The sequence below is a fragment of the Bradyrhizobium sp. GW821-FHT13H05 genome (assembly GCF_058804065.1).
Genome location: NZ_JBXAPO010000003.1, coordinates 890,829 through 914,216 on the forward strand (window position 1 = coordinate 890,829; position 23,388 = coordinate 914,216).

Below are 23,388 nucleotides of genomic sequence, written 5' to 3' on the forward strand. Positions count from 1 at the left end.
AGCTAGCTGAAACGACAAAACAGGACTTGGAGGACAGGATGCGCGAGAACATCATCGGCCGGGCCAATGTCGAGGATACCCCCGAGCTCAAGGCCTACTACAAGGACCTCGAAAAGTACGAAGCCGGCGCGCTGTGGACGGTCGCCAACAAGATCGAGCCGTGGGCGCCGCAATCGGCGTCGATTCCCGTGCTCTGGCGCTACAACGATTTGCGCGAGCATGTGCTGCGCTCGGTCGAGCTGGTCTCGCCGGAGAAGGCGGGGCGGCGGGTGATCTACCTCAACAATCCCGGCCGCCGCGACGTCTCGGCCGCGGTCGGCTGGCTCTATTCGGGATTGCAGGTGATGCATCCCGGCGAGGTCGCAACTGCGCATGCGCACTCGGCCTCAGCGCTGCGCTTCATCATGGAAGGGGCGGGCGCCTACACCATCGTCGACGGTCACAAGATGACGCTGGGCGCGCGGGATTTCGTGCTGACGCCGAACGGCACCTGGCACGAGCACGGCGTCGAAGCCAGCGGCTCGGTCTGCATCTGGCAGGATGGCCTCGACATCCCGCTGGTCAACGCACTGGAAGCCAACTTTTTCGCGGTCCATCCCAAGGTGCAGCAGGAGGACTCCGGCTACCCCGTGGACGGCACGACCAAGACCTGGGGCAATCCCGGCCTGCGGCCGGCCGGCTCGACATGGTCGAAGGGCTATTCCCCGATGTTCAAGTACGAGTGGGAGCCGACCTACGAGTCCTTGCGGAAATACGCGGCCGCCACCGACGGCTCGCCCTATGACGGCATTCTCATGAACTACGTCAATCCCGTCACCGGCGGCCATGTGATGCAGACGATCGGCGCCAGCATGCAGCTGCTGCGGCCGGGCGAGAAGACCAAGTCGCACCGTCACACCGGCAGCTTCATCTACCAGGTCGCCAAGGGCAGCGGCCACTCGATCATCGCCGGCAAGCGGTTCGAATGGCAGGAGCGCGACATCTTCTGCGTTCCCTCCTGGGCCTGGCACGAGCACGGCAATGCCTCGGACAGCGAGGATGCCTGCCTGTTCTGCTTCAACGACCTGCCTGTCATCGAAAGCCTCGGCTTCTACCGGGAAGAGGCCTATGGCGACAACGCCGGTCACCAGCCTGTCGCGGCCTGACATCCCCACGCAGAATTCAACCGAAAGAGCCGGATAAGATTCGATGCGCCTTGTTACCTACGCCTTGGGCTCCAGCGGTGCCCGCCTCGGAGTCCTCGTTGATGGATTGGTCGTGGACGTCGAGCACCTCGGCGCGTCGCATGGTCTTGTGTGGCCGAGCGACATGCTGTCGTTCATCGACAACAGCGTGACGCTGCTGCCGGCGCTGAAGGAGCGTCTGGACGAGGCCGATGGACGCTTGCCGGCCGGGTCCGCCGTTCCGGTCGAGGATGTGAAGCTGCAGGCCCCGATCCCGCGGCCCCGCAAGAACATTTTTGGCATCGGGCTGAACTACCGCGCGCATGTCGCGGAATCCGCCAGGAGCCTGGATACCGACAAGGATCTGCCGAAACAGCCTGTCGTCTTCTCCAAGCCGCCGACCTCCGTGATCGGCCCGGGCGGCGCGATCCAGCACAATGCGAAGATGACGCAGCAGCTCGACTGGGAGGTCGAGCTCGCCGTCATCATCGGCAAGACCGCGACCCGCATCGCGACCGACAAGGCGATGGACCACGTGTTCGGCTATTCGGTGATGATCGACATTTCCGCACGCGACAATCGCCGCGCCGGGCAGTGGATCTTCTCCAAGGGCATGGACACCTACGCGCCGTTCGGCCCCTGCATCGTCACCGCAGACGAGATTCCAGATCCGCATGATCTCAGGCTGTGGCTGACCAAGAACGGGGTCATGAAGCAGGACTCCAGCACCAAATACATGATCTTCGACATCCCGGTTTTGATTTCCGACATCTCGTCGGGCATGACGCTGGAGCCGGGCGACATCATTGCAACGGGAACGCCCGAAGGCGTCGGCGCCGGCAGGACTCCCCAGGAATGGCTGTGGCCGGGTGACGTGATCGAAGCAGGGGTCGACGGCGTCGGTGTCATCAGGCACCCCGTCGTTGCGATCTGATGACGAATTTCGCATTCGATCGCGAGCTCAGGTTCGGCGACTGCGATCCTTCCGGCATCGCGTACTTTCCGTCCTACCTGAACATCCTCAACGGCGTCGTCGAGGAGTTCTGGGCGACAATCGGTTTTCCATGGCCGGAGCTGATCACGATCAGGAAGATCGGGACGCCCACGGTGCACCTCGCTTGCGACTTCTCCCGTCCCTCGATGTTCGGCGATCTCCTGACGTTCAATTTGCGCATCGCCAAAGTCGGCGGATCATCGCTCCATCTGGAGCATGTCGTCTCCGGCGGGAACGTCATGCGCTGGCGCGCCCGCCAGATCCTTGCCGCGACGTCGCTGGTCGATCACCATGCGATCCCCTGGCCCGATGACATTCGCACCGCACTGATGGCGCATGTGAGCGCGGGCGAGGGCGCTGAGGCAACGCCGGCATGATCTCGCTGTTCATGACATTCTCCGATTCCACAGGCGAACCGCGAATTCATCCTGCCGAGGTTGACGCCGTAGCTAGGCTGGTCGGGTCGATCCCTGATATGGCCGAAGGCCTGCTGTTCACACCGCTGGAGCAATCGGTCGATCATCCCTACAAGGCCGACGGCTGCGGCCCCGCATTTGCGCTTCAGCTGCGCTTTCCGGACCTGTTCGCGTGCGAGGCGGCGATGGACCGTGGCGGTGTCCTTGCGCGCCTTGCAACGGGTGCCGGATTATCCGGCCTCACCGGACTGGACGTCACCCATCAGGTGATGCTGACGCGTGCGTTCCCCGTCGATGTCGCCGAACATCCGGCGGGAACTACAGCGCCCTGCAGTTACCTCGTCCACTATCCCGGCCCGGCCGAGGACATGAACGCCTGGAACGTGCATTATCTGGAGCACCATCCATCGATCATGCGGACCTTCCCCGATGTCCGCCAGATCGAGATCTACACCCGCATCGATTGGGTCGACCGGCTGCCGTCGCAGCGCGTCGAGCACATGCAGCGCAACAAGCTGGTGTTCGACAGCCCGCAAGCTCTTGCGCATGCGCTCGGCTCGGACGTGATCACGCGCATGCGGGCGGACTTCGTGAAATTCCCGCCGTTCTCGGGCGGCAACAAGCATTTTCCGATGCTGACGCGGGTGGTGCGGCCGAAGCCCTAGAGAGCGGAGAGCGAGAACGAATATGGCGCGAGCCGATAAATGCGGATTGATCGCCAGATGTCCGCCTTGGTGCTCATCTCGGACTCAAGTCACACGTCACCGCACTTCCGAAACGGGCCAAGAAGCGACGTCCGCTGCCTCGTCATCGGCCGAGAGCCGCATCGAGAAACTTGAACGTGGGAAGCATCTGCGTGGCCATGAAGGCCGGATCCTCATGAGCGGCACCCGACAAAATCGTGAGGGTGGATTTCGCTCCCTTCTTCAGCAGTTCGTCGTTGAGCCGGATCGCTTCGGCTGCGGGAACGCTGGTGTCGGCATCGCCGTTGGCGATCAAGATTGGCGGGATGATTTTTGCTGCAGAAATGTAGTGAGCAATACTCAAGTCGTCGACCTCAATCGCGCCATACCAGATAACGGCGGCTTGGACCGCGCCAGAGACGTCGGTGCTACCGAGAGCCGGATCGTCGAAAATCGTCGGATCGTCTCCGGTCGCCGCCAGCATCGCGGCGATGAAGCCTCCGGCCGAGTTGCCCCAGACTGCGAACTTTCCGGGATCAAGACCGTACAGTGCCGCATTGGCGCGAAGAAAGCGCACGGCGGCTTTGCCGTCTTGAACTGCGGGACGGGCAAAATCGACGAAACGGTCACCAGGACGGCGAAGGAGGCGGTAGTTGAGACTGACGACCGCATAACCTTCGCGGGTCAGCGCGGCGACGTCTGGGACCTGGATTTGATAAGGTCCGTCTGGCCCTTTTGGTTTGGGTGCAGGGCCGAAATTGCGTCTGGGCATGGAGTGTTTGTCGCCGACACGGAAACCGCCGCCGTGAATCCAAATCACCAATGGTGCCGGCCCGTTTTTCACCACAGGCAGATAGAGATCGAGCTTCTGTGACGGGGACTGGGTCGCATAGGGAAGATCGGAAAAAGTTGGTTCTATGGGCTGGGAATACTGATATCCGGCGGAATCGGGCGAGGTCTCCCCGCCAAAGGCCAGACTCACGGAAAAAACCGAGACCAGGATTGTCGCTACAAACAGACCCAATCGGACAGCCATGAATAATCCCCCAGTCTGGCGACGAAAGCCGATCTTCCGCGATCTTGTAGGATCGTATTCTAATCGAGCTCAATAGCCCGCTGGGCATAATATTGAAGTGCTCCCGCGTCGGCAGGGGGTCAAAGGCGCGTGTCGATGATCATCTGGCACAAGTCCGTTCACCCCTCCCACCTCTTCGGCTGGGGCCGGCAGCCGACATCGAGCCCTCTCAAAGCCCGCGATGCCGTAAAATCGACATACACAAAACACGAGATGCGGATCGGGCCATCATGGGGAATGGTCGCGGAGAACCTGATATGCGGGCATGGTCGTTTTTCACGGTGGCCTTTTCTGCTTTCGCTCTCAGTCTCACCGGAGCCCAAATTGCGCTCGGAGCGGCGCCGGATTGCGGCATGCCTTCAGACATCCATGATGGATGGGCCATTACGTCGCCGGAAAAGCAGGGGCTGAACGCGACGCTGCTCTGCACGATGGCCGACGGCATAACCGGCGGCACACTTGCCAATGTGGATTCGATCGTCGTCGTTCGCCACGGCGTGCTCGTCTACGAACGCTACTTCAACTACCCGATGCTGCCCGAAAATGATGCAATCACGCGGCACCAAGGTTATTCCATGACCAAGAGCGTCGTCTCGCTGCTGGTCGGGATAGCGATGGATCGTGGCCTGATCAAGGATCTGGACGCGCCGATCGTTTCGTATCTTCCGGAAGATGCCAATCTTCGTGGGTCCGGCAAGGATCGTGTCACCCTGCGTCATCTCCTGACGATGTCGGCAGGATTGGGGTCCGATAGATCTCCCGGTGCATCCTTCAAATACGACAGCCGGGAGACCGAACTGATTGGAGCTGTCCTCCGTCAGGTCACCGGGAAAAACGTCGAAGAGCTGGCTCAGGAAAGCATTTTCGCTCCGCTCGGCATCAATGATGTTGAATGGCATCAAAACGCATCGAGCGGCCTCCCGGCGTCAGGCAGCGGGCTGGACCTGCGGCCTCGCGACTGGGCGAAAATCGGCCAGCTTGTTCTCAATCACGGAGCTTGGGAAGGCAGGCAGATCGTCTCGGCTTCCTGGGTCACTCAATCCACGACCGAGCACATCAAGACCGGCCCGCCGTCTGCCGCGCAAATCGAGGCGGAAGGCCCACACGCTTATGGCTATCAATGGTGGCTCGGGCAATCCCTGGACAAGGACCACGCGGTTCAATGGATCGCCGCGATGGGCTTCAACTCCCAAAAAACCCTCGTCATTCCCGCGCTTGACATGGTCGTTGTCTTCAACTCGTCCCGACAATCCAAAAACATGGTTGCACCTGAATTGGACTTGCTGGATCGATACATCCTGCTCGCGACTTCAGAAAATTGATCGTGCCGCGGCAACGCGCCGAATAGAGGTAAGGCATTTCGTGCCCGGAAGTCCGTCCGAGGGAAATTGCGTCGATCCAGGCATATCCGCAACCCTGCGCTGCTTTCTCGGACTACGGTGACGATGCTGGACTGCACCCCTGAAGTGAGACACGATAATTACAGTGACAGGCATTTCGAGGATGACCTGTGGCAGGACGAGGAAAGAAGCGTCAGTTTCCGACGGCTTACAAATTGAAGGCGATCAAGCGGTTGAGCGGGGCGAAGGCCCTCGCGAACCGATGCGCGAATATCCTCCTGGTTGCAATCCGCTTCAGTCCCGATCTTCCTTAAACAATAGGAATTTTGTCATGACAAATAGTGGAATGACCCGCCGTCGCATCCTTCGCAGCGCTGCGACCGGCGGTCTCGCGGCAGCAGCGGCCTCAGGGGCGGTCGGTGCTGTTCGCGCGCAATCGGCGCGAAAGACCTTTGTCTTTGTCAGCGGGGCTTTTTGCGGCGGCTGGATATGGCGCCGGGTCACTGACCGGCTCGAACAGGGCGGCCATAAAGTGTTCGCTCCGTCACTCACGGGTTTGGCCGAGCGCTCGCATTTGCTGAGCAAGGACGTCAATCTGGACACCCACATCGCCGACGTCGTCAACCTGATCAAATGGGAAAGTCTCGAGAACGTCTGCCTTGTGGCGTGGTCCTATGCGGGTTTTGTTGGCTCCGGCGCACTCGAAAGCATCGGCGATCGCGTTTCATCGATTGTATGGCTTGATGCCTACGTTCCGGCCGACGGACAAAGAGTGGCGGACTTTGCAGCCGAACCGGTTCGTAAAGGCATACAAATGGCCATTGATACGGGCGAGGCCGGCGTTCGTGGATCGGCGAAGTATCCGGCCATTGTAGTTGCCGAACGCGATCGGGCATTCGCCGAATCTAAAGTTACTCCGCATCCAGTCGGCACCTATCTCCAGCCGATCAAGATTTCCGGGGCACTCCAAAAGGTAGCGAAGAAGACATACATCCGCCTCCCAAAATTTCCACAGCCACCCTTTGATAAGGCCCTGGCAGACTGCAAGAGCGACACGTCTTGGGCCACATTCGAACTGCCGGACGTCGGGCACATGGTCATGCTCGATGCACCGGACCGCGTGAGCGAGTTGATACTGCAAGCCGCGTGAGATCGACCGGTCCATAATCTAAAGTGCGGACATCACGCCGCAGGATTATCGTGTCTCACTTGAGGGGTGCAGTCCAGCACTGTCACCGTAATTCAGCGCGTCGAGCACATGCAGCGCAACAAGCTGGTGTTCGACAGCCCGCAAGCCCTCGCGCACGCGCGGGCCGCTGACACCGGTTATCGAGAAATTTAATTGGCTGGAAGAGCAGAGGCCGACCACCAATGGCGCAGAATATCTACGATCAACCGGAATTTTTTGACCAATACAGTCAGTTGCGCCGCTCGGTTTACGGCCTGGATGGCGCGCCTGAATGGCCGTCAATTCGTGCTTTGCTGCCCAATCTCAGCGGCAAGAGCGTGGTTGATTTAGGTTGCGGGTATGGATGGTTTGCTCGCTGGGCACGGCAGCATGGCGCGCTGCGCGTCCTCGGCTTGGATTTGTCGGAGAGAATGATCGCGCGTGCCAAGGCCGATACGGATGATCCTGCAATTGAATATATGATCGCCGACATGGAGCGGGTCGAGCTCCCGGAAGGCGCATTCGATATGGCGTACAGTTCGCTCGCGTTCCACTACATCGTTGATTTCAGCAGGCTTGCAGGCATGGTGCGTCGCGCGCTGCGACCCGGTGCGCAATTCATCTTCACCATCGAGCACCCGATTTACATGGCGCCAACAGACCCGAAATGGCAGGTCGACGAGCGGGGCAAGACTTGGCCAATCGATCGTTATGCGGTCGAGGGGGAACGCACGACGGATTGGTTAGCCAAGGGCGTGGTAAAGTGGCATCGCCGGATGGGGACGACACTTAACACGCTCATTCGTGCAGGATTTACGATCCGTCATGTCGATGAATGGGCCCCAACCCCGGAGCAGATCGCGGCGAACCCGGCTTTGGCTGACGAGTTGGAGCGACCGATGATGATGATTGTTTCAGCCCAGCTCGACGCATGACGCCGGGCTTGCTCGATTCGACGGGCCGGACGATCGTCGTCGGATTTGTCCTTGCCACTGAAGCTGGCATGCGCTGCCGAGGCGGACGCGGTCAGTAGCGCCTGATGCTGCAGCGGGTTGAGGAAGCCAGTCCCGGGATAGCCGCGTGCCGCCTGCCAGCGTGTGATGACAGCGCGGGTCGACACGTCGACCGTCCGTTGACCCTGGTGTCGAAACCGAGACCGGTCAGGGATGCGCTGGACGTCGCGACGCTTTGCCTTGTTGAGGCCGATCTGATCTTCGGCTTCCTGAGTGGCCTCATCCTGCCGGCTGGCTTTGTATAATCGGTAACCGAACTCGACCGCACGGAAAACACCGGAGCCCTTGTCGGTACACGAACGATTTCATTCGATCTGCCTTGCGGACAAGTCGAACTCCTGCTGCCATGGAAGAAGTCTGCTGCCGGCCAGTCACCGCGATCGCTTGAGCGCGTGGCCCGCAGCGCTGCATAGCCAAATCATTTCGGTTCGAGCCGCGCCGCCGCGTCGTAATCGGCCATGGCGCGGCCCTTGTCGCCCTTGGCCTTGTACGCATTGGCGCGGCCGTTAAATGCGGCCTGGTATTCAGGGAATAGCGAAATCGCCTCGCTGTAGTCGGCGATGGCATGGTCGAAGTCGCGTTTGGCGTAGTAGGCGTCGCCGCGGCTGTTGAAGGCGGGCGGGTATTTGGGGGCGAGCGCAATCGCTTGACCGTAATCGGCAATCGCGTGATCGAGGTCTCCCTTGTCCCGATAGACATCGCCGCGATACACATAGGTCGGCGCATAAGTTGGATTGATCTGGATCGCTTCGTTGCAGTCTGCAAAAGCCAGATCGCTCTCATGCCTCTTGTTGTGGTCCACGCAGCGGCCGGTATAAGCCAGCATGAATCCCGGTTGGAGCGCGATCGCCCGATCAAAATCGGCGATGGCGCGCTCGAGATCGCCTTTCTTGTCGTAGGCCGCGCCGCGACCGTGGAAGGAGAGTGCAAATCCCGGATCGAGCGCGACCGCTTCATCGAAGTCGGCAATCGCCTGATCTAGGTCGCCCCTCAAATAGTATGTATTGCCACGGCCGTTGTGGGCGATAACGAATTTCGGATCGATTGCGATTGCCTGACCATAATCGGCGATTGCACGATCAAGCTCGCCCTTGTCCTGATAGGCGTTGCCACGATTATTGTAGGCGAGCGCGCTCTTGGGATCGAGTACGATCATTCGATCGTAATCGGCGATGGCGCTGTCGTAGTTGCCCTTTGCCTGGTACGCGTTGGCGCGGTTTCCGTAAGCTGGACCAAAGTTTGGTACGAGCGCAATCACCTGAGTATCGTCGGCGATGGCGCTGTCATTGTCACCTTTGGCTCGGTGCGCGATCGCGCGGTTATACAGCGCGCCAGCCGCACAGTCCCCGGTGCATCTTCCTGATTTGAGCACGTTGGTGCAGCCGGCGATCTGCTCGTCCCAGGGGAGGTCGGGATTGCCGGTGCATTTCCAGTCATTCAAGGAGTCCGCCCGAATGGGCGAAGCGGTGGCCGCCAGCAACAGCGCTGCACCGACGAATTGAACGAGAGCATGTCTTCCCATGAATTCTCCAGAGCCCGGCTATCCGACCTTTACGTCAGCCTGGCGCAAGCGACGCCGTCTCACCGGGCGGGATGGTCCATCGTTCCCAATTGTCGCGGGCGGTCTTCAACTTGCCGATCCCCTTGTGGAGAAAGGCCTGCCAGCGCGGCGCTTCCTCTTCATCCAGCAGCACAGCGCTGCCCTCGACGTTCAGGCTGAACCGCGGGCTGCCGTAGAGGCCAAAGCCGTCCCTGGGCAGGCGGAATTCCTGGATGATACGGACATTGTTGCCGACCGGTGCTTCTCCTGCATCCACCATCATCACAGGTTTTTCGTTGTCGGTCGGATTGAGGGCGATGCAGGCAAAGGCCCATGCGTCCCACGTTCCTGCGTGCTTCGCGGCTTCGGCGCGCGCCAATTCCGTCAGCCCTGTATCGGGATATGACCCGAAGCGAATCTGGTTGATTTTCGTGCCGCTCCAGAACGACGTCTTGGCGAGGTGAAGCGTGGGCACGTATTGCGGGACCGACAGCAGCAGGACCAGATCGGCGAGGGCAATTCCGGCCAGCGTCAGGACGTTTTCCGGCTTCGCGAAGATATTTCTCATATCCGTCCGATTCGCGCATGAGATGCTGCGTCAAAATGTAACAACCAAACGGATCGTCTTCAACGGTGCCAGTGACGGCAACATGTCAGCCGTCATCATGGCGCGGCGAGGCGCGCTGGCGTTTGGCAGTTCACATCGGAAGTCTGGGATGCGTGGGTTGGCGCGATCCCGGGGAGCGGCGATGATGGCATCATGCCACTGTTTTGCCCGACGGAGCAAGCGAATTTCGTAAAATCCGTAAGTGAGCGATCAAGCCATTGATATCGTTAGCGCCGGCTACTGTGCATGGGGTTGTTTTCGATGTTTTGTTGTGCGGCTCGCCAAGCCGGTCTCAGTGGCCGCCGAGATAGGCCGTGATCAGCCTGTCATCGTGGATCAGATCCTTGGCGGGGCCGGATTGCACGATCTCGCCGGTCTCGAGCACGTAGCCGTAATCGGCCGTCTCCAGCGCGGCGCGGGCGTTCTGCTCGACCAGCAGGATCGAGACGCCGAGATCGCGCAGCGAGGCGATGGTGCGGAAGATCTCGCGCACGATCAGCGGCGCGAGGCCGAGGCTTGGTTCGTCCAGCATCAGCAGTTTCGGCTTGGCCATCAGCGCGCGGCCGAGCGCAAGCATCTGGCGCTCGCCGCCGGAGAGGGTGCCGGCCGCCTGGCGCTGCCGCTCCTTCAGGCGGGGAAAGCGATCATAGACCTCGTCCAGCGTTGTCTGCACGCCCGAGCGATCGCGCAGGCTGTAGGAGCCGAGCAGGAGATTGTCGGCGACCGACATGTCGGAGAACAGCTCCCGCTTCTCCGGCACAAGGCACAGCCGGCGCTCGACGCGGTCCTCGACCGACATTTTTCCGATATCGCCGCCCTGGAAGACCATGCTGCCACGAGAGGCGAGCAAGCCGATGGCGGCCATCAACAGCGTGGTCTTGCCGGCACCGTTCGGGCCGATCACGGTGACGATCTGGCCTTCCTCGACCGACAGCGAGACGTTGCGGACCGCTTCGACATTGTCGTAGCAGACGGTCACGTCAGTCATTGAAAACATCTGGCTCACGCGACGCCTCCAAGATAGGCCTCTTGAACCCGCTCATCGCTGCGGATCGCGGCGGGCGCGCCTTCGCAGAGCTTTGAGCCGAAATCGAGCACCACGATGCGATCGACCAGCGACATCACGAACTCCATGTCGTGCTCGACGATCAGGATGGTCAGGTGGTCCGACCGTAGCGAGCGGAGCAGTTCGGCTAGCCGCAGCTTCTCCTGGCGGCGAAGGCCGGCCGCCGGCTCGTCGAGCACCAGCAGCGCCGGGTCCGCGGCGAGTGCGCGGGCGATCTCCAGGATGCGCTGGTTGCCGAGCGGCAGATTGCCGGCGAGCTCGAATGGCTTCTCGCCGAGCCCGACGCGTTCGAGCTGCGTCAAGGCCTCGTGCCGCGCGCTGGCTTCCTCGCGCTGGTTGAGACGGAAGGCGCTGGCAAGCAGGCCGGTGCTGGTGCGGGCGTAGGTACCGAGCATGACGTTCTCGAGGAGGCTCATGCGCGGCCGCAGCTTCACATGCTGGAAGGTTCTCGCGATCCCGGCTTTGGCGATGCGCGATTGCGCGTCGCGTGTGATCGGGCGTCCCGCAAACACGATCTCGCCTTTGTTGACCCGGAGCGCACCGGTCAGGCAGTTGAACATCGTGCTCTTGCCGGCGCCGTTCGGGCCGATGACGGCAAGGATCTCGCCGGAGCGGACCTCGAAGCTGACATTGTTGACGGCGACCAAGCCGCCGAACCGCCGCTCGGCGCCATCGACCTTCAGAAGCAGCTCGCCCGGTGCCGGTTGTGCGCGGCGGGGCAGGGCAGCCGCCGGCTCCGGCCGCTCGCGTTTGATCTTCGGCAGATAGCGCGCGACGAAGGGCACGATGCCCTGCCGTGCCCATTGCAGGAACAGGATGAACAGCGCCGAGAAAGCGACGATCTCGAGCTGACCGGAGGCGCCCTTGGCGATCAGCGGCAGATAGTCCTGCACGCTGTTCTTGAGCAGGGTGACGACGGCGGCACCGACGACACCGCCGAGCAGGCTGCCGGCGCCGCCGACCATCGACATCATCAGATATTCGATGCCCATGCCGGCATCGAACGGGCCGGGGCTGATGAAGCGGCTCATATGGGCGTAGAGCCAGCCGGAGAGCGAGGCGAGGAAGGCCGCGATCACGAAGGTCACGAGCTTGACCTGGAATGCGTTGATGCCGAGGCTCTCGACCAGCGTGTTGCCGCCGCGCAGCGCGCGCATGGCGCGGCCGAGCCGGGAGTCCAGCAAATTGTATCCGAGCAGGAGGACCGCTGCGACGATGCCCCAGATCAGGAAATAGATCTGTGCGCTCGTCACCAGCGCGAACGATCCGATGCTGATCGGCGGGATCGACGCGATGCCGTTGAAGCGGCCAAGTCCCTCGACATTGCCGAACAGGAAGCCGATGGCGAGGCCCCAGGCCACGGTCGAGAGCGAGAGGAAATGGCCCTGAAGCCGCAAGGTGACGACGCCGAGGATGGCTGCGACCGCGCAGGTCAGCGCCACGCCGAACAGAAGGCCGAGCCACGGCGAATAGCCGTTCAGCGCCGAGACCCAGGCTGTCGCATAGGCCGCGACGCCGACGAACGCCGCCTGCCCGAACGACACGATACCGCCGACACCGGTGAGCAGCGCAAGCCCGATGGCGACCAGCGAATAGATCCCGATATAGTTCATCAGCGTGATGCTGAACGGGCTCAGGACGAAAGGCGCAAGCGCGAGGCACACGACCGCAGCCACCGCCGCGAGCTGAACATGAAGGCGCGTCATTCCTCGATCTCCTCCTCGGAATGCAGCGAGGCGAGGGATCGCCAGATCAGGATCGGGATCAGCAGCGAGAACACGATGACGTCCTTCAGCGCACTGCTCTCGAAGGATGCGAAGCTTTCGAGGATGCCGACGCCGACGGCGCCGATCGCAGCACCGGGATAGCTGGTCATGCCGCCGACGATGGCGCCGACAAAGGCCTTGAGGCCGATCAGGAAGCCGGAATCGTAGAACACGGTATTGACGGGTGCGATCAGGATGCCCGAGACGCCGGCCATCAGCGATCCCAGCAGATAGGCGATGGTGCCGGCGCGGGCCGGCCGTATCCCCATCAGGCGCGAGCCGGTCCGGTTCACGGCCGTGGCACGCAGCGATTTTCCGACCAGTGTGAAGTCGAAGAAGAGATAGAGCAGGCCGCTGAAGACGAGGGCCGCGATCACGATCAGCATGGTCTGGCCCGAGACCAGCACCCCGGCGACCTCGGTCGAGAACGAGGTCAGCGGTTCGGTCCTGACGCCTTCGGGGCCGAAGAACAGCAGGCCGAGACCGACCAGTGCGAAATGCAGCGCGACCGAGACCGTCAGGAGCAACAGCACCGTTCCGTCCGCGATCGGGCGGAAGACGATCCGGTCCAGCAGTGGGGCGACCGGCGTGATCAGCATCAAGGCAAGCACGAGCCTGACGGCAAGCGGCGGCTCGGTGCGCATGGCGAGCCAGGCGATGCCGACCACGGCCAACGGCAGCGCGAGATAGAAGAAGAGCGCGCGGGGCAGCAGCCGGGTCTCGCCGGAGCGTACGAGCGAGACGATCTCGATCAGGGTCGCAAGGCAGGCGAGGATGACGACCAGCGCGCCCGTCCCCGGAAAGCGCTTGGCGTCGAGGGCAGCCAGCGTCAGTGCGGTAAACGCCGCGATGTCGCCAAAGGGAATGAAGATGACCCGTGTCACCGTGAAGATGAGGACAGTCCCGATCGCCACCAGCGCATAGACTGCGCCGGTGGCGATCCCGTCGATCCCAAGGATGGCTGCGATGTCGCTCGTCATTGAGACGCCGTTCCCCTGTTCTGGCGGCCAGCCGCCGTCCGACTACGGCGCGTACTTCCAGGCGCCGCCGGTCAGGCGCACCACGACCAGCGAGCGCTCGTCGACGCCGGTCACCGCACCGGGCTTGAAGTTGTAGACGGCATGCACGCCCGGCAGCTCCTTGGTGCTGAGGATCGCATCGCGCAGCGCGGCGCGGAATTCCGCCGTTCCGGGCTTTGCCGTCTTCAGTGCGCGCTCGGCGGCGTTGGCGAAAATCAGCCAGGCGTCGAAGGAGTAGGCGGAGAAGCCGTCGGTGGTCGGGATGTTATGGGTCTTCTGGTAGATGCTGCGGAAATCCAACGCGATCTTCTTGGCGAAGTGCTCGTCGGGAAGCTGCTCGGCGACGATCACGGGCCCTGCGGAAACCTGGATGCCGTCAGCCGCCTTGCCGCCGACATTGACGAAATCAGGATTGACCAGCGCCACGGTGCCGTAGGTGTTGCCCTTGAAGCCGCGCTCGGCGAGGCTGAGCAGAGGCAGTGCGCCTTGCGTGCCCGAGCCGCCGTCGAGCACGGCGTCGGGACGTGTAGCCATTACCTTCAGGATCTGCGCGGTCACCGAGGTGTCGGTGCGGGCATAGCGCTCGTTGCTCTGGATCTTGATGTCACCGGCGGCTTCGGCCGCCTTGGCGCCGTTATAGACGAGATCGCCCCACGCGTCGGTGAAGCCGATATAGCCGATGTTCTTCATGCCGTCGCGCTTCATGCGGTCGGCGACGATCTTGACGAGGAGGGAGGCCGGCTGCGGCACCGACACCACCCACTGCTCCGGTGTTTCAGGCAGCTTGCCGATCGGCGACACCGCGATCATCGGCACTTTCAGCTCGCTCGCCACCGCGGCCATCGCGATGGTCGAGGGCGCCGTGGCGGTGCCGATCAGAAGGTCGACCTTCTCCTCTTCCACCAGCTTGCGGGCGTTGCGGGTTGCGGCCGACGGGTCGGAGCCATCGTCGAGCTGGATCAGGCGAATGGTCTCGCCATTGATGGTCTTCTTGTATTCATAGGCGGCGTTGATGCCGCGCCCGTAGGGGATTCCGATCGACGAACCGTTGCCGCTGAGCGAGGTGACGAAGCCGATTGTGATGTCGGCCTGCGCAGCCGGAGCAGCGACGATTCCGGCGACAAGTGCAAGAACAGGTGCAAGTAAGCTCAGAGTCTTGCGCATTTGCGTTCTCCTCCGTTGATGCTGGATAGGAATGCCTTGAAGCTGCCGCGCGGGGAACCCGAACGACGAACCAACCGATTGAAAGCATTGCTGCGGCGCCGAATCCCCGGCGCGACCGAAGAGAGTTTGCTTGGCGGAGCGTCAGCAGCCATGATGTTGCTTGCCGCTCGAACCACGGGCCCGCCGGCGAATGCGGGCGGGCCTTTCCTGAAGCGATGAAAGGTCGTCGGCGCGGCCGCGATGCGCGGCCGGCGGTGCTGCTGCCACTGCCGGCTGTTCGATCCCGGCGACTGTCCACACGATTGAGTCTCTCAAAATCGGTGCCTGCAACGTCATTGTCATGGCCACCGGCCCTTGACCGGCGAGGAATTACTTAAAGCCTAAAGTATTGTCGGTGGGGCCGTCAACACGTGTCACGGCACTGTCAGAAAAAAATGTCGTTGCATACAATTCCGTCAGAGTGCGGCGTTTCTCCGCCGCTCGACCGGACGAAAATGCCATGCTCGCTGCGCCGTGACGGTGCCCGTCGTCGGCGCCGCCGTGCGCATTTGACGCGTGAATTAGTTTATGGTTGAAATATATTCATCGGCAGCCGACGACCGATCCTCCGACCACCGCTTGAGGAGCAGGACGATGCGCATCTTCTGGCAGAGCTTCGTTGATGCGAGCGTGAACGCGCCCTACATGGCGCGGCTGTCGGAGTACCTCAACAACATCGCTGCACCAGGCACGACGGTTCACGTCGAGGGCATTACGCCGCCGGACCGGGAGTTCGGACGGCTCGCGGAATTGCGCTGCGCCGTCCAGGCGATCGACAACGGCATCGCGGCCGAGGAGGGCGGGTTCGACGCCTTCGTCATGGGACATTTCCAGGATCCCGGACTCTACGAGCTGCGCTCGGCGCTCGACATCCCCGTGATCGGGACCGGCGAGGCGACGCTGCTGGCGGCCTCGCAGCTCGGCCGGCGATTGGGCCTCGTGACGCTCGATCCCGTCTTCGAGGTCTGGCACTACGAGCAGGCCGAGCGTTACGGACTCGGCGGCCGGGTGGTCCACGTGACAGGTCTTGGCTGCAAGCCGGAGGATTTTGCCGATGCGTTCGCCGGCGACCATGCCGCGCAAGCCCGCATGATCGAGGATTTCGTCGCCTGCGCCCTTCCGCTGGTCGAGCGTGGCGCCGACGTCGTGATCCCGGCCGGCGTATTGCCTGGCCTCCTGATCGGCAGGGAGCACGGCCTGAAGGTCGGACACGCGCCGGTGGTCAACTGCGCGGCCGTGGCGCTGAAGAGCGCCGAGATGTGGGTGCAGCTCCGGCAGCTCAACGGTACCGAACCCAGCCGCGGACCGAGCTTCAAGCGGGCCAGTCCCCAGGCGCGCGCTGATTTTCGCGCGCTGCTTGCCCGCAACAGCCGCTAGTCCTGGGAAACTGTTCTTGGAGACCAAATCATGATGACTCCCGAAAAGATCCTGTACGAGACCGAGGTGACGGCGACCGGAGGTCGGGATGGCAAGGCTGCCAGCGCCGACGGCCTCTTGTCGGTGTCGCTGTCCTTGCCGAAATCGATGGGCGGCCCCGGCGGCGACGGCACCAATCCGGAGCAGCTCTTTGCGGCCGGCTATGCCGCGTGCTTTCTCGGCGCGGTCAAGCTCGTCGCGCGAACACGAAAGGTGGTGCCCTCCGCTGAGCCATCCGTGACCGCAAAGGTTGCGATGGGGCCGGTTCCTGTCGGATACGCGCTCGCTGTAGAATTGAAGGTCAATCTGCCCGGTGTCGAGACATCAATGGCCGAAGAGGTCGTGGCCGGCGCGCACGAGCGTTGCCCCTATTCGAACGCAACCCGTGGCAATATTGCCGTGAAACTGACGGTGGTCTGAGGCGGATGAACATGGCGGGCGGTCGGTGACCAATACCTTGCGCACACCGTATGATGGCGTCGTGATTGCGGCGCCCGTCACGATTCCCTATGTGCGCTACTCCATCGAAAGCGCGCAATGGTGGATCGGCCGTGCGCTCAGCGCGCTTGTCGCACAGGCCGGCATCAAGGCGTCCGACATCGACGGCCTGTGCGTCTCCAGCTTCACCATGGGCACTGACAGCGGGGTGGGACTGACGCAACATTTTGGGCTCTGCGTGCGATGGCTGGATACGATCCCGCTCGGTGGCGCCAGCGCCATCGCTGGCTTACGAAAGGCGGCGCGCGCGGTTCAGGCGCGTGACGCCGACATCGTGGCGTGCGTCGCAGGCGATACCAATCATGTCGATTCGTTCAGGCTGACGCTGGAGAATTTTTCGCGCTTCAACCAGGACGCCGTTTATCCCTATGGTGCGGGCGGCGCCAATGCGAGCTTCGCGCTGATCGCGCGCAACTACATGCGGACCTTCGAGGTCACGCGCGAGGACGTCGGCAGGATCGCCGTTGCCCAGCGCGCCAATGCCTTGCGCAATCCGCATGCGCTGATGAAGGCGCCGCTGACGCTCGAACAATATCTCGCGGCCCGGCCGATTTCCGATCCGATCCATCTGTTCGATTGCGTGATGCCCTGCGCCGGCGCGGAAGCGTTCCTCGTCATGCGCGAAGAAACCGCGGCCTCGCTTAAGCTGCCGGCCGCGCGACTTCTCTCGACGATCGAGCGGCACAATGCCTTTGCCGACGATCCGATGCAGGTACGCGGCGGCTGGGCGATGGACATCGGTGAGCTCTATGCGATGGCCGGCGTGAAACCCGATGATCTCGACGTTGTGCAGACTTATGACGACTATCCCGTCATCACCATGATGCAGTTCGAGGATCTCGGCTTCTGCAACAAGGGCGAGGGCGCCGAGTTCGTGCGCCAGCACGATCTCACCATCGATGGCGACTTTCCGCACAACACCTCGGGCGGGCAGCTCTCGGCCGGACAGGCCGGTGCCGCCGGCGCCTATCTCGGTCTCGTCGAGGGACTGCGGCAGGTTCTGGGGACTGCAGGCCCGACGCAGGTCAGCAACGCAAGCCTCGCCTTGGCTTCGGGGTTCGGTATGATCAACTATGATCGCGGTCTCGCCTCGGGCGCCGCGATCTTTGCAGGGCCTTCGCGATGATCGAGCCGATCAAGCCGCCACTGCGCAAGAACCCGCTGCTGCGGACGCGGCTGCCTGCGTCGCCGCCGCGGCCGCGCAGCAGGACGTCGCATGGGTTCACGCGGGCAGCCGCCGAAGGCCGCTTCATGCTGCAACGCTGTGAGGCTTGCGGCGCCTTTACTTATCCGGCGCGGGAGGCATGTCCGTCTTGCCTGTCAGCCGGCCTTGCGTTTGTCGATGCGCCACGACGAGGCGTTCTGCTCGCCGAAACGACGGCACGCGTGCCGAGCGACGTCTATTTCCGCGAACGGGCACCCTGGCGGATTGGCCTCGTCAAGATGGACTGCGGTCCGACGATCGTCGCGCATCTCCATGCCGACTGCGTGGAGGGCGCAGCCGTCCGCATGTCGTTGCAACTCGACAAGAGCGGCCAGGCGGTGGCCTTTGCCCATCCCGAGGGGGAGACTCCCAACATGGCAGACGACAAGCAGTGGCGGGAAATGACGGCCGATCCTAAATTCCGGCGCGTGCTGGTCACCAACGGCCGCAGCGTGATTGGCCAGGAAGCCGTCGCCGCCTTGAAGGCGGCAGGCGCCAAGACGGTGTTCGTCGGCGTTGCCGAGCCGTGGCGACCATTTACCGGCGAGGAGCGGCTGCGCGGTCAGGACGGGATCGAGATCGTGACCCTCGACGCAGCCGACGAAAAATCTGTGGCTGATCTCGCCGCCGACATTGGCGGCAAGGTCGATATCCTCGTCAACACGACGGAATATGTGCGGCCGGGCGGCCTGCTCGACCGCAGGGGCACGAGCATTGCGAGGGACGAGATCGACCAGGCCTATCTCGGCTTCATCAACCTCGCGCAGGCCTTTGGCCCCGCCATGCGGATGCGGGGTGCCGATGGCATCAACAACAGTGCCGCGTGGGTCAACATTCTCTCGGTCTATGCGCTGGCGAACTGGCCCGCTTTTGGCGCCTACTCGGCGTCGCAAGCGGCGTGCCTGTCCCTCTCACATTGCCTTCGTGCCGAGCTCAGGCCCGGCGGCGTCAGGGTGATGAATCTGTTCACTGGGCCCGTCGACACCGAGTGGTTCCAGACCGTGCCGCCGCCGAAGGTCGCGCCGCGCGCCATCGCGCAGGCGGTCGTGTTGGGGCTCAAAGGCGGCCTAGAGGAGATGTATGTCGGAGATGTCGCCGAAGAGATCCGGCAGCGTCTCGCGGCCAATCCGAAAGCGCTCGAACGCGAGCTCGACAGGTAAGAAGCGGGATTTCAACCAAGCTGGAGGACGTGAGGATGCAAAGCAACAATCTCCTGGAGCTGGCGGGTGCGATTTCCTCCGGCGCGGTGCGCGTCGTCGATTTGACCTTTACGCTCAGTCCGGACTTTCCGGTCATCGTGCTGCCGCCGGAGTTCGGCCAGGCGGCGCCGGTCCGCATCCAGGAAATCTCGCGATACGACGGTCGCGGCCCCGCCTGGTACTGGAACAACGTCACGTTCGGCGAACACACCGGCACGCATTTCGATGCGCCGATCCACTGGTTCACCGGCAAGAACCTGCCGAACAATGCCGTCGACACCATGCCGCCTAAGGACATGATCGCGCCGGCCTGTGTCATCGACTGCTCCGCGCAAGCTGCCCAGGATCCTGATTTCCTCCTGACTGTCCCACTCGTCGAAGCCTGGGAAGCAACGCACGGCCGGATCCCCGAACGGAACTGGGTGCTGCTGCGGACCGACTGGTCGAAGAAGGGCTGGCGCGACTATTCCAATCTCAGGGATGACGGCGCGCACACGCCGGGCCCCAACGCGGCCGTCATGAAGTGGCTGGTGGAGGAGCGCGGCGTCATCGGGTTCGGCACCGAGACCATCGGCACCGATGCGGGGCAGGCCGGGCATTTCGAGCCGCCTTATCCGGCGCATCACTTCCTGCACGGCGCGGGCCGCTATGGTCTGCAATGCCTTTGCAACCTGGACCAGCTTCCCGCCACGGGTGCGGTGATTGTGGCCTCACCCTTGAAGATCCAGAACGGCTCCGGCAGTCCGCTTCGCGTCATCGCGCTGGTGTCGTCAACCTGAACTGAATCCATGGCGCTTGCCAATCAGACCAAGACATTCTCACGAAAGACAGGTGCCATGAACTTGATCAAGAGCCTGCTGGCTTCCACTGCATTGCTTCTTGCCGTCCCGCAGCTTGCGCAGGCCGAGATCCTCGTCGGATTCGTCACCGGCCTCAGCGGGCCGGTGTCGTCGATTGGAATTCCGAACGGGAAGGGGATCGCGGCGGGTCAGGCCTATCTCGGCGAGATCGGTGGCGAGAAGGTCCGCGTCATCCAGCTCGACGACGGCTCCGATCCGACTGCGTCGGCGCGCAACGCCCGCAAGCTCGTCGAGCAGGAAAAGGTCGATATCCTGATCGGCACGTCCGGCGCGCCCCAGACGCTCGCGATGGCGACTGCGGCCATCGAGATGAAGATTCCGATGGTCGCGGTGTCCCCGATCGCGCCGGTGCCGCCGGGCGAGGGCGGTCCCTGGGTGGTGCAGACGCCGCAACCGACGCCGCTGCTGTTGCAGGGCATCGTCGACAACATGAAGGCGAAGGGATTGAAGAGCGTCGCGTTCATCGGCTTCTCCGACGCGTTAGGCGACCTCTTCTACGAGTCCCTGGTGCAGGCCGCCAAGTCGGCGGACATCAAGGTGATCGCCAATGAGCGCTACGCGCGTTCGGACTCTTCGGTTACAGCGCAGGTGTTGCGCGTCGTCGCCGCGCATCCCGATGCGATCATGCTGGGCGGAACGGGAACGCCGGGTGCGCTGCCGGTGATCGCCTTGTCCGAGCGCGGCTACAAAGGGCCGCTCTACGGCAATCATGGCATGATCAGCTCCGATTTCCTTCGCCTTGCCGGCAAGGCTGCCAACGGCATCATCTGCCCGACCGGGCCGGTGACCGCGGCGGAGCAGCTTCCCGCCAGCAATCCGATTCAGAAGGTTGCGCTGGATTTCCGCGCGGCGTTCGAGAAGGCGAACGGCGAGGCGCCGACGGATTCATTCTCGTCCTATTCGTTCGACGGCTGGCTGGTGTTCGCCGATGCCGCCAAGCGCGCGATGGCGACCGGCGCCAAGCCCGGCTCGCCGGAATTCCGCACCGCGCTTCGTCAGGCGCTGTTCACGACCAAGGAGGTGGTGGGGACGCAGGGCGTTTACACCTATACGCCGGCGGACCGGCACGGCGTCGACGATCGCTCGCGCATCATGGTCCAGATCGAGGACGGCAAATACAAGCTGTTGCCCTGAGTCGGGAGCATGAACGTGACGGAGAACGAGGTGCGGGAGAACGTGATGCCGGCCTGGGCGCGTGCGGTAGTGTCGTTTCCGCCATCCGACCGGATCCTTTCCACCATCCTCACGCGGCAGGCCGAGCGCTACGGCGATCGCATCCTGCTGGTCGCGGGTGAGACGCGCTGGACCTTTGCACAGACCGCGGCGATCGCCGCCGCGTCGGCCCAGGCGCTGCTCGATGCCGGGATCAAGCCGGGCGATCGGGTCGCGCTGATGTGTTCGAACCGTCCGGAGTTCTTACAGGTCTACCTCGGCTGTGCGTGGCTCGGGGCCATCGCAGTCCCGATCAATACCGCGCTGCGCGGCTTCCAGCTCTCGCACATCTTCCGCAACTCGCGTCCCGCGCTCCTCGTCGTCGAGGCTCAGTTCGTTATCGCGATCGAGAGCGTCGAGGCCGGTGTCGAGCTGCCGCCTCGGACCTGGGTCATCGGGGCTGAGCCCGGAGCAGTCGATGCCAGGCTTTCCGCGGTGCATTTGCCGGCGCTGGGAGCCGCGGCTCCGGCGGGGGCCGTGCGTCCCGGCGACACCGTTGCGATCCTTTATACGTCGGGCACCACGGGGCCTGCGAAGGGTGTGTGCTGTCCGCAGGCGCAACTATTCTGGTGGGGGATCTATTCGGCGCGGGCGCTCGGAATTCGCGAGGGCGATGTGCTGTTCACGACGCTGCCCTTGTTCCACACCAACGCGCTGAATGCGTTCTATCAGGCGCTGCTGAACGGATGCACCTACGTGCTGGAGCCGAAATTTTCCGCCTCAGGCTTTTGGGCGGCCGCACGGCGGCACAATGCGACGGTCGGCTATCTGCTCGGTGCGATGGCGTCGATGCTTCTGGCGCAGCCGAAGAGCGCGGATGATTCGACGCATCGCCTTCGCGTTGCGCTCGGCGGCGGCGTGCCGCCGCAGATCCACGGTCCTTTCCGCGAACGTTTTGGCGTGCCGCTGGTCGACGGCTATGGCTCGACCGAGACCAACTTCGTGTTCGCCGGCACGATTCCATCCGATCGTCCGGGGACCATGGGCTATCTGACCGACGGCATCGAGGCGCGGATCGTCGATGAAAATGATTCAGCGCTTCCTGACGGGCAGGCCGGCGAACTCGTACTCCGCGCCGGAGAACCGTTTGCCTTTGCCACCGGCTATTTCGGCATGCCGGAGAAGACGGTCGAGGCCTGGCGCAATCTGTGGTTCCACTCGGGCGATCGGGTCGTTCGCGATGCTGACGGGCACTATCGCTTCATCGACCGCATGAAGGATTCGATCCGCAGGCGTGGCGAGAACGTATCCTCATGGGAGGTCGAGCAGACCATCCAGTCCCATCCCGCGGTCGCCGCCTGCGCGATCTATCCGCTGCCGTCCGAACTGGGAGAGGACGAGGTTGCGGCCGCTATCCTGCTCGAGCCCGGCCAATCGCTGCAGCCCGTCGACATCGTCAGACATTGCGAAGGCCAGATCGCCTATTTCGCCATTCCGCGCTATGTGCGCATTCTGAGCCAGATGCCGCTGACGGAGAACGGCAAGATCAAGAAAGGCGTCCTGCGTGACGCCGGCGTCACCACGGATACGTGGGATCGCGAAGCGGCCGGAGTGAAGGTGCGGCGCTGACCGTCGGTCTCAGCGTTTTTGCAGAGCGTCCCTGACGGCGCCCTTCAGCTCATCGAGCTCGCCGATCAGTCCGTCGAACCGGTCCGCCGGGAAATCGGCCAGCAGCTCGGCCAGCCATGCGCCGTGGCTCTTGGCCATCCGCCTGAAGGTCTTGCGGCCTTCGACCGTCATGCAGACAATCTGCACGCGGCGGTCGAGGTTCGACGGCGTGCGGGTGATGTATCCGTCCTCGACCAGGCGGTCGACGATCGGCGTCAGGTTCCCGGCCGAGACCATCAGGCGCTTGGGCAATTCGCCCAGCACCAGCCCGCTCGGCTCGCGATCGAGCTGGGCGAGAACATCGAAGCGGGGCATCGTGAAATCGAACTCTTCGCGAA

Annotated in this window: 22 protein-coding genes; 14 read left to right on the forward strand and 8 right to left on the reverse strand. The window is 62.9% G+C overall.

Annotation, left to right across the window (positions count from 1 at the left end; translation table 11 throughout):
- Positions 1-38: 38 nt before the first annotated feature.
- From AC1RR3_RS13100 to AC1RR3_RS13115, 4 genes are read left to right on the forward strand one after another with little or no spacing between them, the layout of a single operon-like run.
- The gene (locus AC1RR3_RS13100; protein ID WP_492823041.1) at positions 39-1,145 is read left to right on the forward strand and encodes a cupin domain-containing protein; all 1,107 of its coding nucleotides are present in this window, start codon (positions 39-41) and stop codon (positions 1,143-1,145) included.
- A 43-nt stretch (positions 1,146-1,188) separates the two neighbouring features.
- Positions 1,189-2,097, forward strand: coding sequence for a fumarylacetoacetate hydrolase family protein (locus tag AC1RR3_RS13105; protein ID WP_492823043.1), 909 nt, complete (start codon positions 1,189-1,191; stop codon positions 2,095-2,097).
- The gene (locus AC1RR3_RS13110) at positions 2,097-2,534 is read left to right on the forward strand and encodes an acyl-CoA thioesterase (protein ID WP_492823045.1); all 438 of its coding nucleotides are present in this window, start codon (positions 2,097-2,099) and stop codon (positions 2,532-2,534) included. The genes AC1RR3_RS13105 and AC1RR3_RS13110 overlap by 1 nt, the downstream gene beginning before the upstream one ends.
- Complete coding sequence (locus AC1RR3_RS13115) at positions 2,531-3,238, forward strand: hypothetical protein (protein WP_492823047.1); 708 nt, start codon at positions 2,531-2,533, stop codon at positions 3,236-3,238. Before AC1RR3_RS13110 ends, AC1RR3_RS13115 begins: the two co-directional genes overlap by 4 nt.
- A 142-nt stretch (positions 3,239-3,380) precedes the next feature.
- Here AC1RR3_RS13115 and AC1RR3_RS13120 read toward each other — a convergent pair whose 3' ends face one another.
- Positions 3,381-4,292, reverse strand: coding sequence for a prolyl oligopeptidase family serine peptidase (locus tag AC1RR3_RS13120; RefSeq protein ID WP_492823049.1), 912 nt, complete (start codon positions 4,290-4,292; stop codon positions 3,381-3,383).
- Between the two features lie 296 nt (positions 4,293-4,588).
- Between AC1RR3_RS13120 and AC1RR3_RS13125 the strand changes: the two genes are divergently transcribed.
- The 3 genes from AC1RR3_RS13125 to AC1RR3_RS13135 all read left to right on the forward strand — a co-directional run bounded on the left by AC1RR3_RS13125 (position 4,589) and on the right by AC1RR3_RS13135 (position 7,774).
- Positions 4,589-5,653, forward strand: a complete 1,065-nt coding sequence (locus AC1RR3_RS13125; RefSeq protein ID WP_492823051.1) for a serine hydrolase domain-containing protein — start codon at positions 4,589-4,591, stop codon at positions 5,651-5,653.
- A 364-nt stretch (positions 5,654-6,017) separates the two neighbouring features.
- On the forward strand, positions 6,018-6,821 hold the full coding sequence (locus tag AC1RR3_RS13130; RefSeq protein ID WP_492823053.1) for an alpha/beta fold hydrolase: 804 nt from the start codon (positions 6,018-6,020) through the stop codon (positions 6,819-6,821).
- A gap of 221 nt (positions 6,822-7,042) precedes the next feature.
- Entirely contained in the window at positions 7,043-7,774 is a 732-nt protein-coding gene (locus tag AC1RR3_RS13135; RefSeq protein ID WP_492823055.1) for a class I SAM-dependent methyltransferase, read from the forward strand.
- A 496-nt stretch (positions 7,775-8,270) separates the two neighbouring features.
- Here the strand turns inward: AC1RR3_RS13135 and AC1RR3_RS13140 are convergent, their stop codons facing one another.
- The 6 genes from AC1RR3_RS13140 to AC1RR3_RS13165 all read right to left on the reverse strand — a co-directional run bounded on the left by AC1RR3_RS13140 (position 8,271) and on the right by AC1RR3_RS13165 (position 15,014).
- A complete protein-coding gene (locus AC1RR3_RS13140) occupies positions 8,271-9,374 on the reverse strand; it encodes a tetratricopeptide repeat protein (RefSeq protein ID WP_492823057.1) in 1,104 nt (367 codons plus the stop codon).
- Positions 9,375-9,408: 34 nt separating this feature from the next.
- Positions 9,409-9,960 carry a hypothetical protein gene (locus tag AC1RR3_RS13145; RefSeq protein ID WP_492823059.1) on the reverse strand — a complete coding sequence of 184 codons (552 nt, stop codon included), beginning with the start codon at positions 9,958-9,960 and terminating at the stop codon, positions 9,409-9,411.
- Between the two features lie 331 nt (positions 9,961-10,291).
- A complete protein-coding gene (locus tag AC1RR3_RS13150) occupies positions 10,292-11,005 on the reverse strand; it encodes an ABC transporter ATP-binding protein (protein ID WP_492823061.1) in 714 nt (237 codons plus the stop codon).
- The gene (locus AC1RR3_RS13155; protein WP_492823063.1) at positions 11,002-12,771 is read right to left on the reverse strand and encodes a branched-chain amino acid ABC transporter ATP-binding protein/permease; all 1,770 of its coding nucleotides are present in this window, start codon (positions 12,769-12,771) and stop codon (positions 11,002-11,004) included. Before AC1RR3_RS13155 ends, AC1RR3_RS13150 begins: the two co-directional genes overlap by 4 nt.
- A complete protein-coding gene (locus tag AC1RR3_RS13160; RefSeq protein ID WP_492823065.1) occupies positions 12,768-13,811 on the reverse strand; it encodes a branched-chain amino acid ABC transporter permease in 1,044 nt (347 codons plus the stop codon). The genes AC1RR3_RS13155 and AC1RR3_RS13160 overlap by 4 nt, the downstream gene beginning before the upstream one ends.
- A 42-nt stretch (positions 13,812-13,853) precedes the next feature.
- Positions 13,854-15,014 (reverse strand): ABC transporter substrate-binding protein, encoded by a 1,161-nt coding sequence (locus AC1RR3_RS13165; protein ID WP_492823067.1) that lies wholly within the window; start codon positions 15,012-15,014, stop codon positions 13,854-13,856.
- Between the two features lie 633 nt (positions 15,015-15,647).
- On the opposite strand from AC1RR3_RS13165, the gene AC1RR3_RS13170 reads away from it, so the two are divergent.
- Genes AC1RR3_RS13170 through AC1RR3_RS13200 form a run of 7 tightly spaced genes read left to right on the forward strand, consistent with a single transcriptional unit; the run spans position 15,648 to position 23,011 of the window.
- Positions 15,648-16,430, forward strand: a complete 783-nt coding sequence (locus tag AC1RR3_RS13170) for an aspartate/glutamate racemase family protein (protein WP_492823069.1) — start codon at positions 15,648-15,650, stop codon at positions 16,428-16,430.
- Positions 16,431-16,460: 30 nt separating this feature from the next.
- On the forward strand, positions 16,461-16,889 hold the full coding sequence (locus AC1RR3_RS13175) for an organic hydroperoxide resistance protein (protein WP_492823071.1): 429 nt from the start codon (positions 16,461-16,463) through the stop codon (positions 16,887-16,889).
- Between the two features lie 25 nt (positions 16,890-16,914).
- The gene (locus AC1RR3_RS13180) at positions 16,915-18,093 is read left to right on the forward strand and encodes a thiolase family protein (RefSeq protein ID WP_492823073.1); all 1,179 of its coding nucleotides are present in this window, start codon (positions 16,915-16,917) and stop codon (positions 18,091-18,093) included.
- The gene (locus tag AC1RR3_RS13185; RefSeq protein WP_492823075.1) at positions 18,090-19,331 is read left to right on the forward strand and encodes an SDR family NAD(P)-dependent oxidoreductase; all 1,242 of its coding nucleotides are present in this window, start codon (positions 18,090-18,092) and stop codon (positions 19,329-19,331) included. The genes AC1RR3_RS13180 and AC1RR3_RS13185 overlap by 4 nt, the downstream gene beginning before the upstream one ends.
- Before the next feature lie 35 nt (positions 19,332-19,366).
- Positions 19,367-20,149, forward strand: a complete 783-nt coding sequence (locus tag AC1RR3_RS13190; protein ID WP_492823077.1) for a cyclase family protein — start codon at positions 19,367-19,369, stop codon at positions 20,147-20,149.
- Between the two features lie 57 nt (positions 20,150-20,206).
- Positions 20,207-21,364, forward strand: coding sequence for an ABC transporter substrate-binding protein (locus AC1RR3_RS13195; protein ID WP_492823079.1), 1,158 nt, complete (start codon positions 20,207-20,209; stop codon positions 21,362-21,364).
- Positions 21,365-21,373: 9 nt separating this feature from the next.
- Positions 21,374-23,011, forward strand: coding sequence for an ATP-dependent acyl-CoA ligase (locus AC1RR3_RS13200; protein WP_492823081.1), 1,638 nt, complete (start codon positions 21,374-21,376; stop codon positions 23,009-23,011).
- A gap of 9 nt (positions 23,012-23,020) precedes the next feature.
- On the opposite strand, the gene AC1RR3_RS13205 is transcribed toward AC1RR3_RS13200, so the two are convergent.
- The gene (locus AC1RR3_RS13205) at positions 23,021-23,365 is read right to left on the reverse strand and encodes a MarR family winged helix-turn-helix transcriptional regulator (protein ID WP_492823083.1); all 345 of its coding nucleotides are present in this window, start codon (positions 23,363-23,365) and stop codon (positions 23,021-23,023) included.
- Between the last annotated feature and the right edge of the window lie 23 nt (positions 23,366-23,388).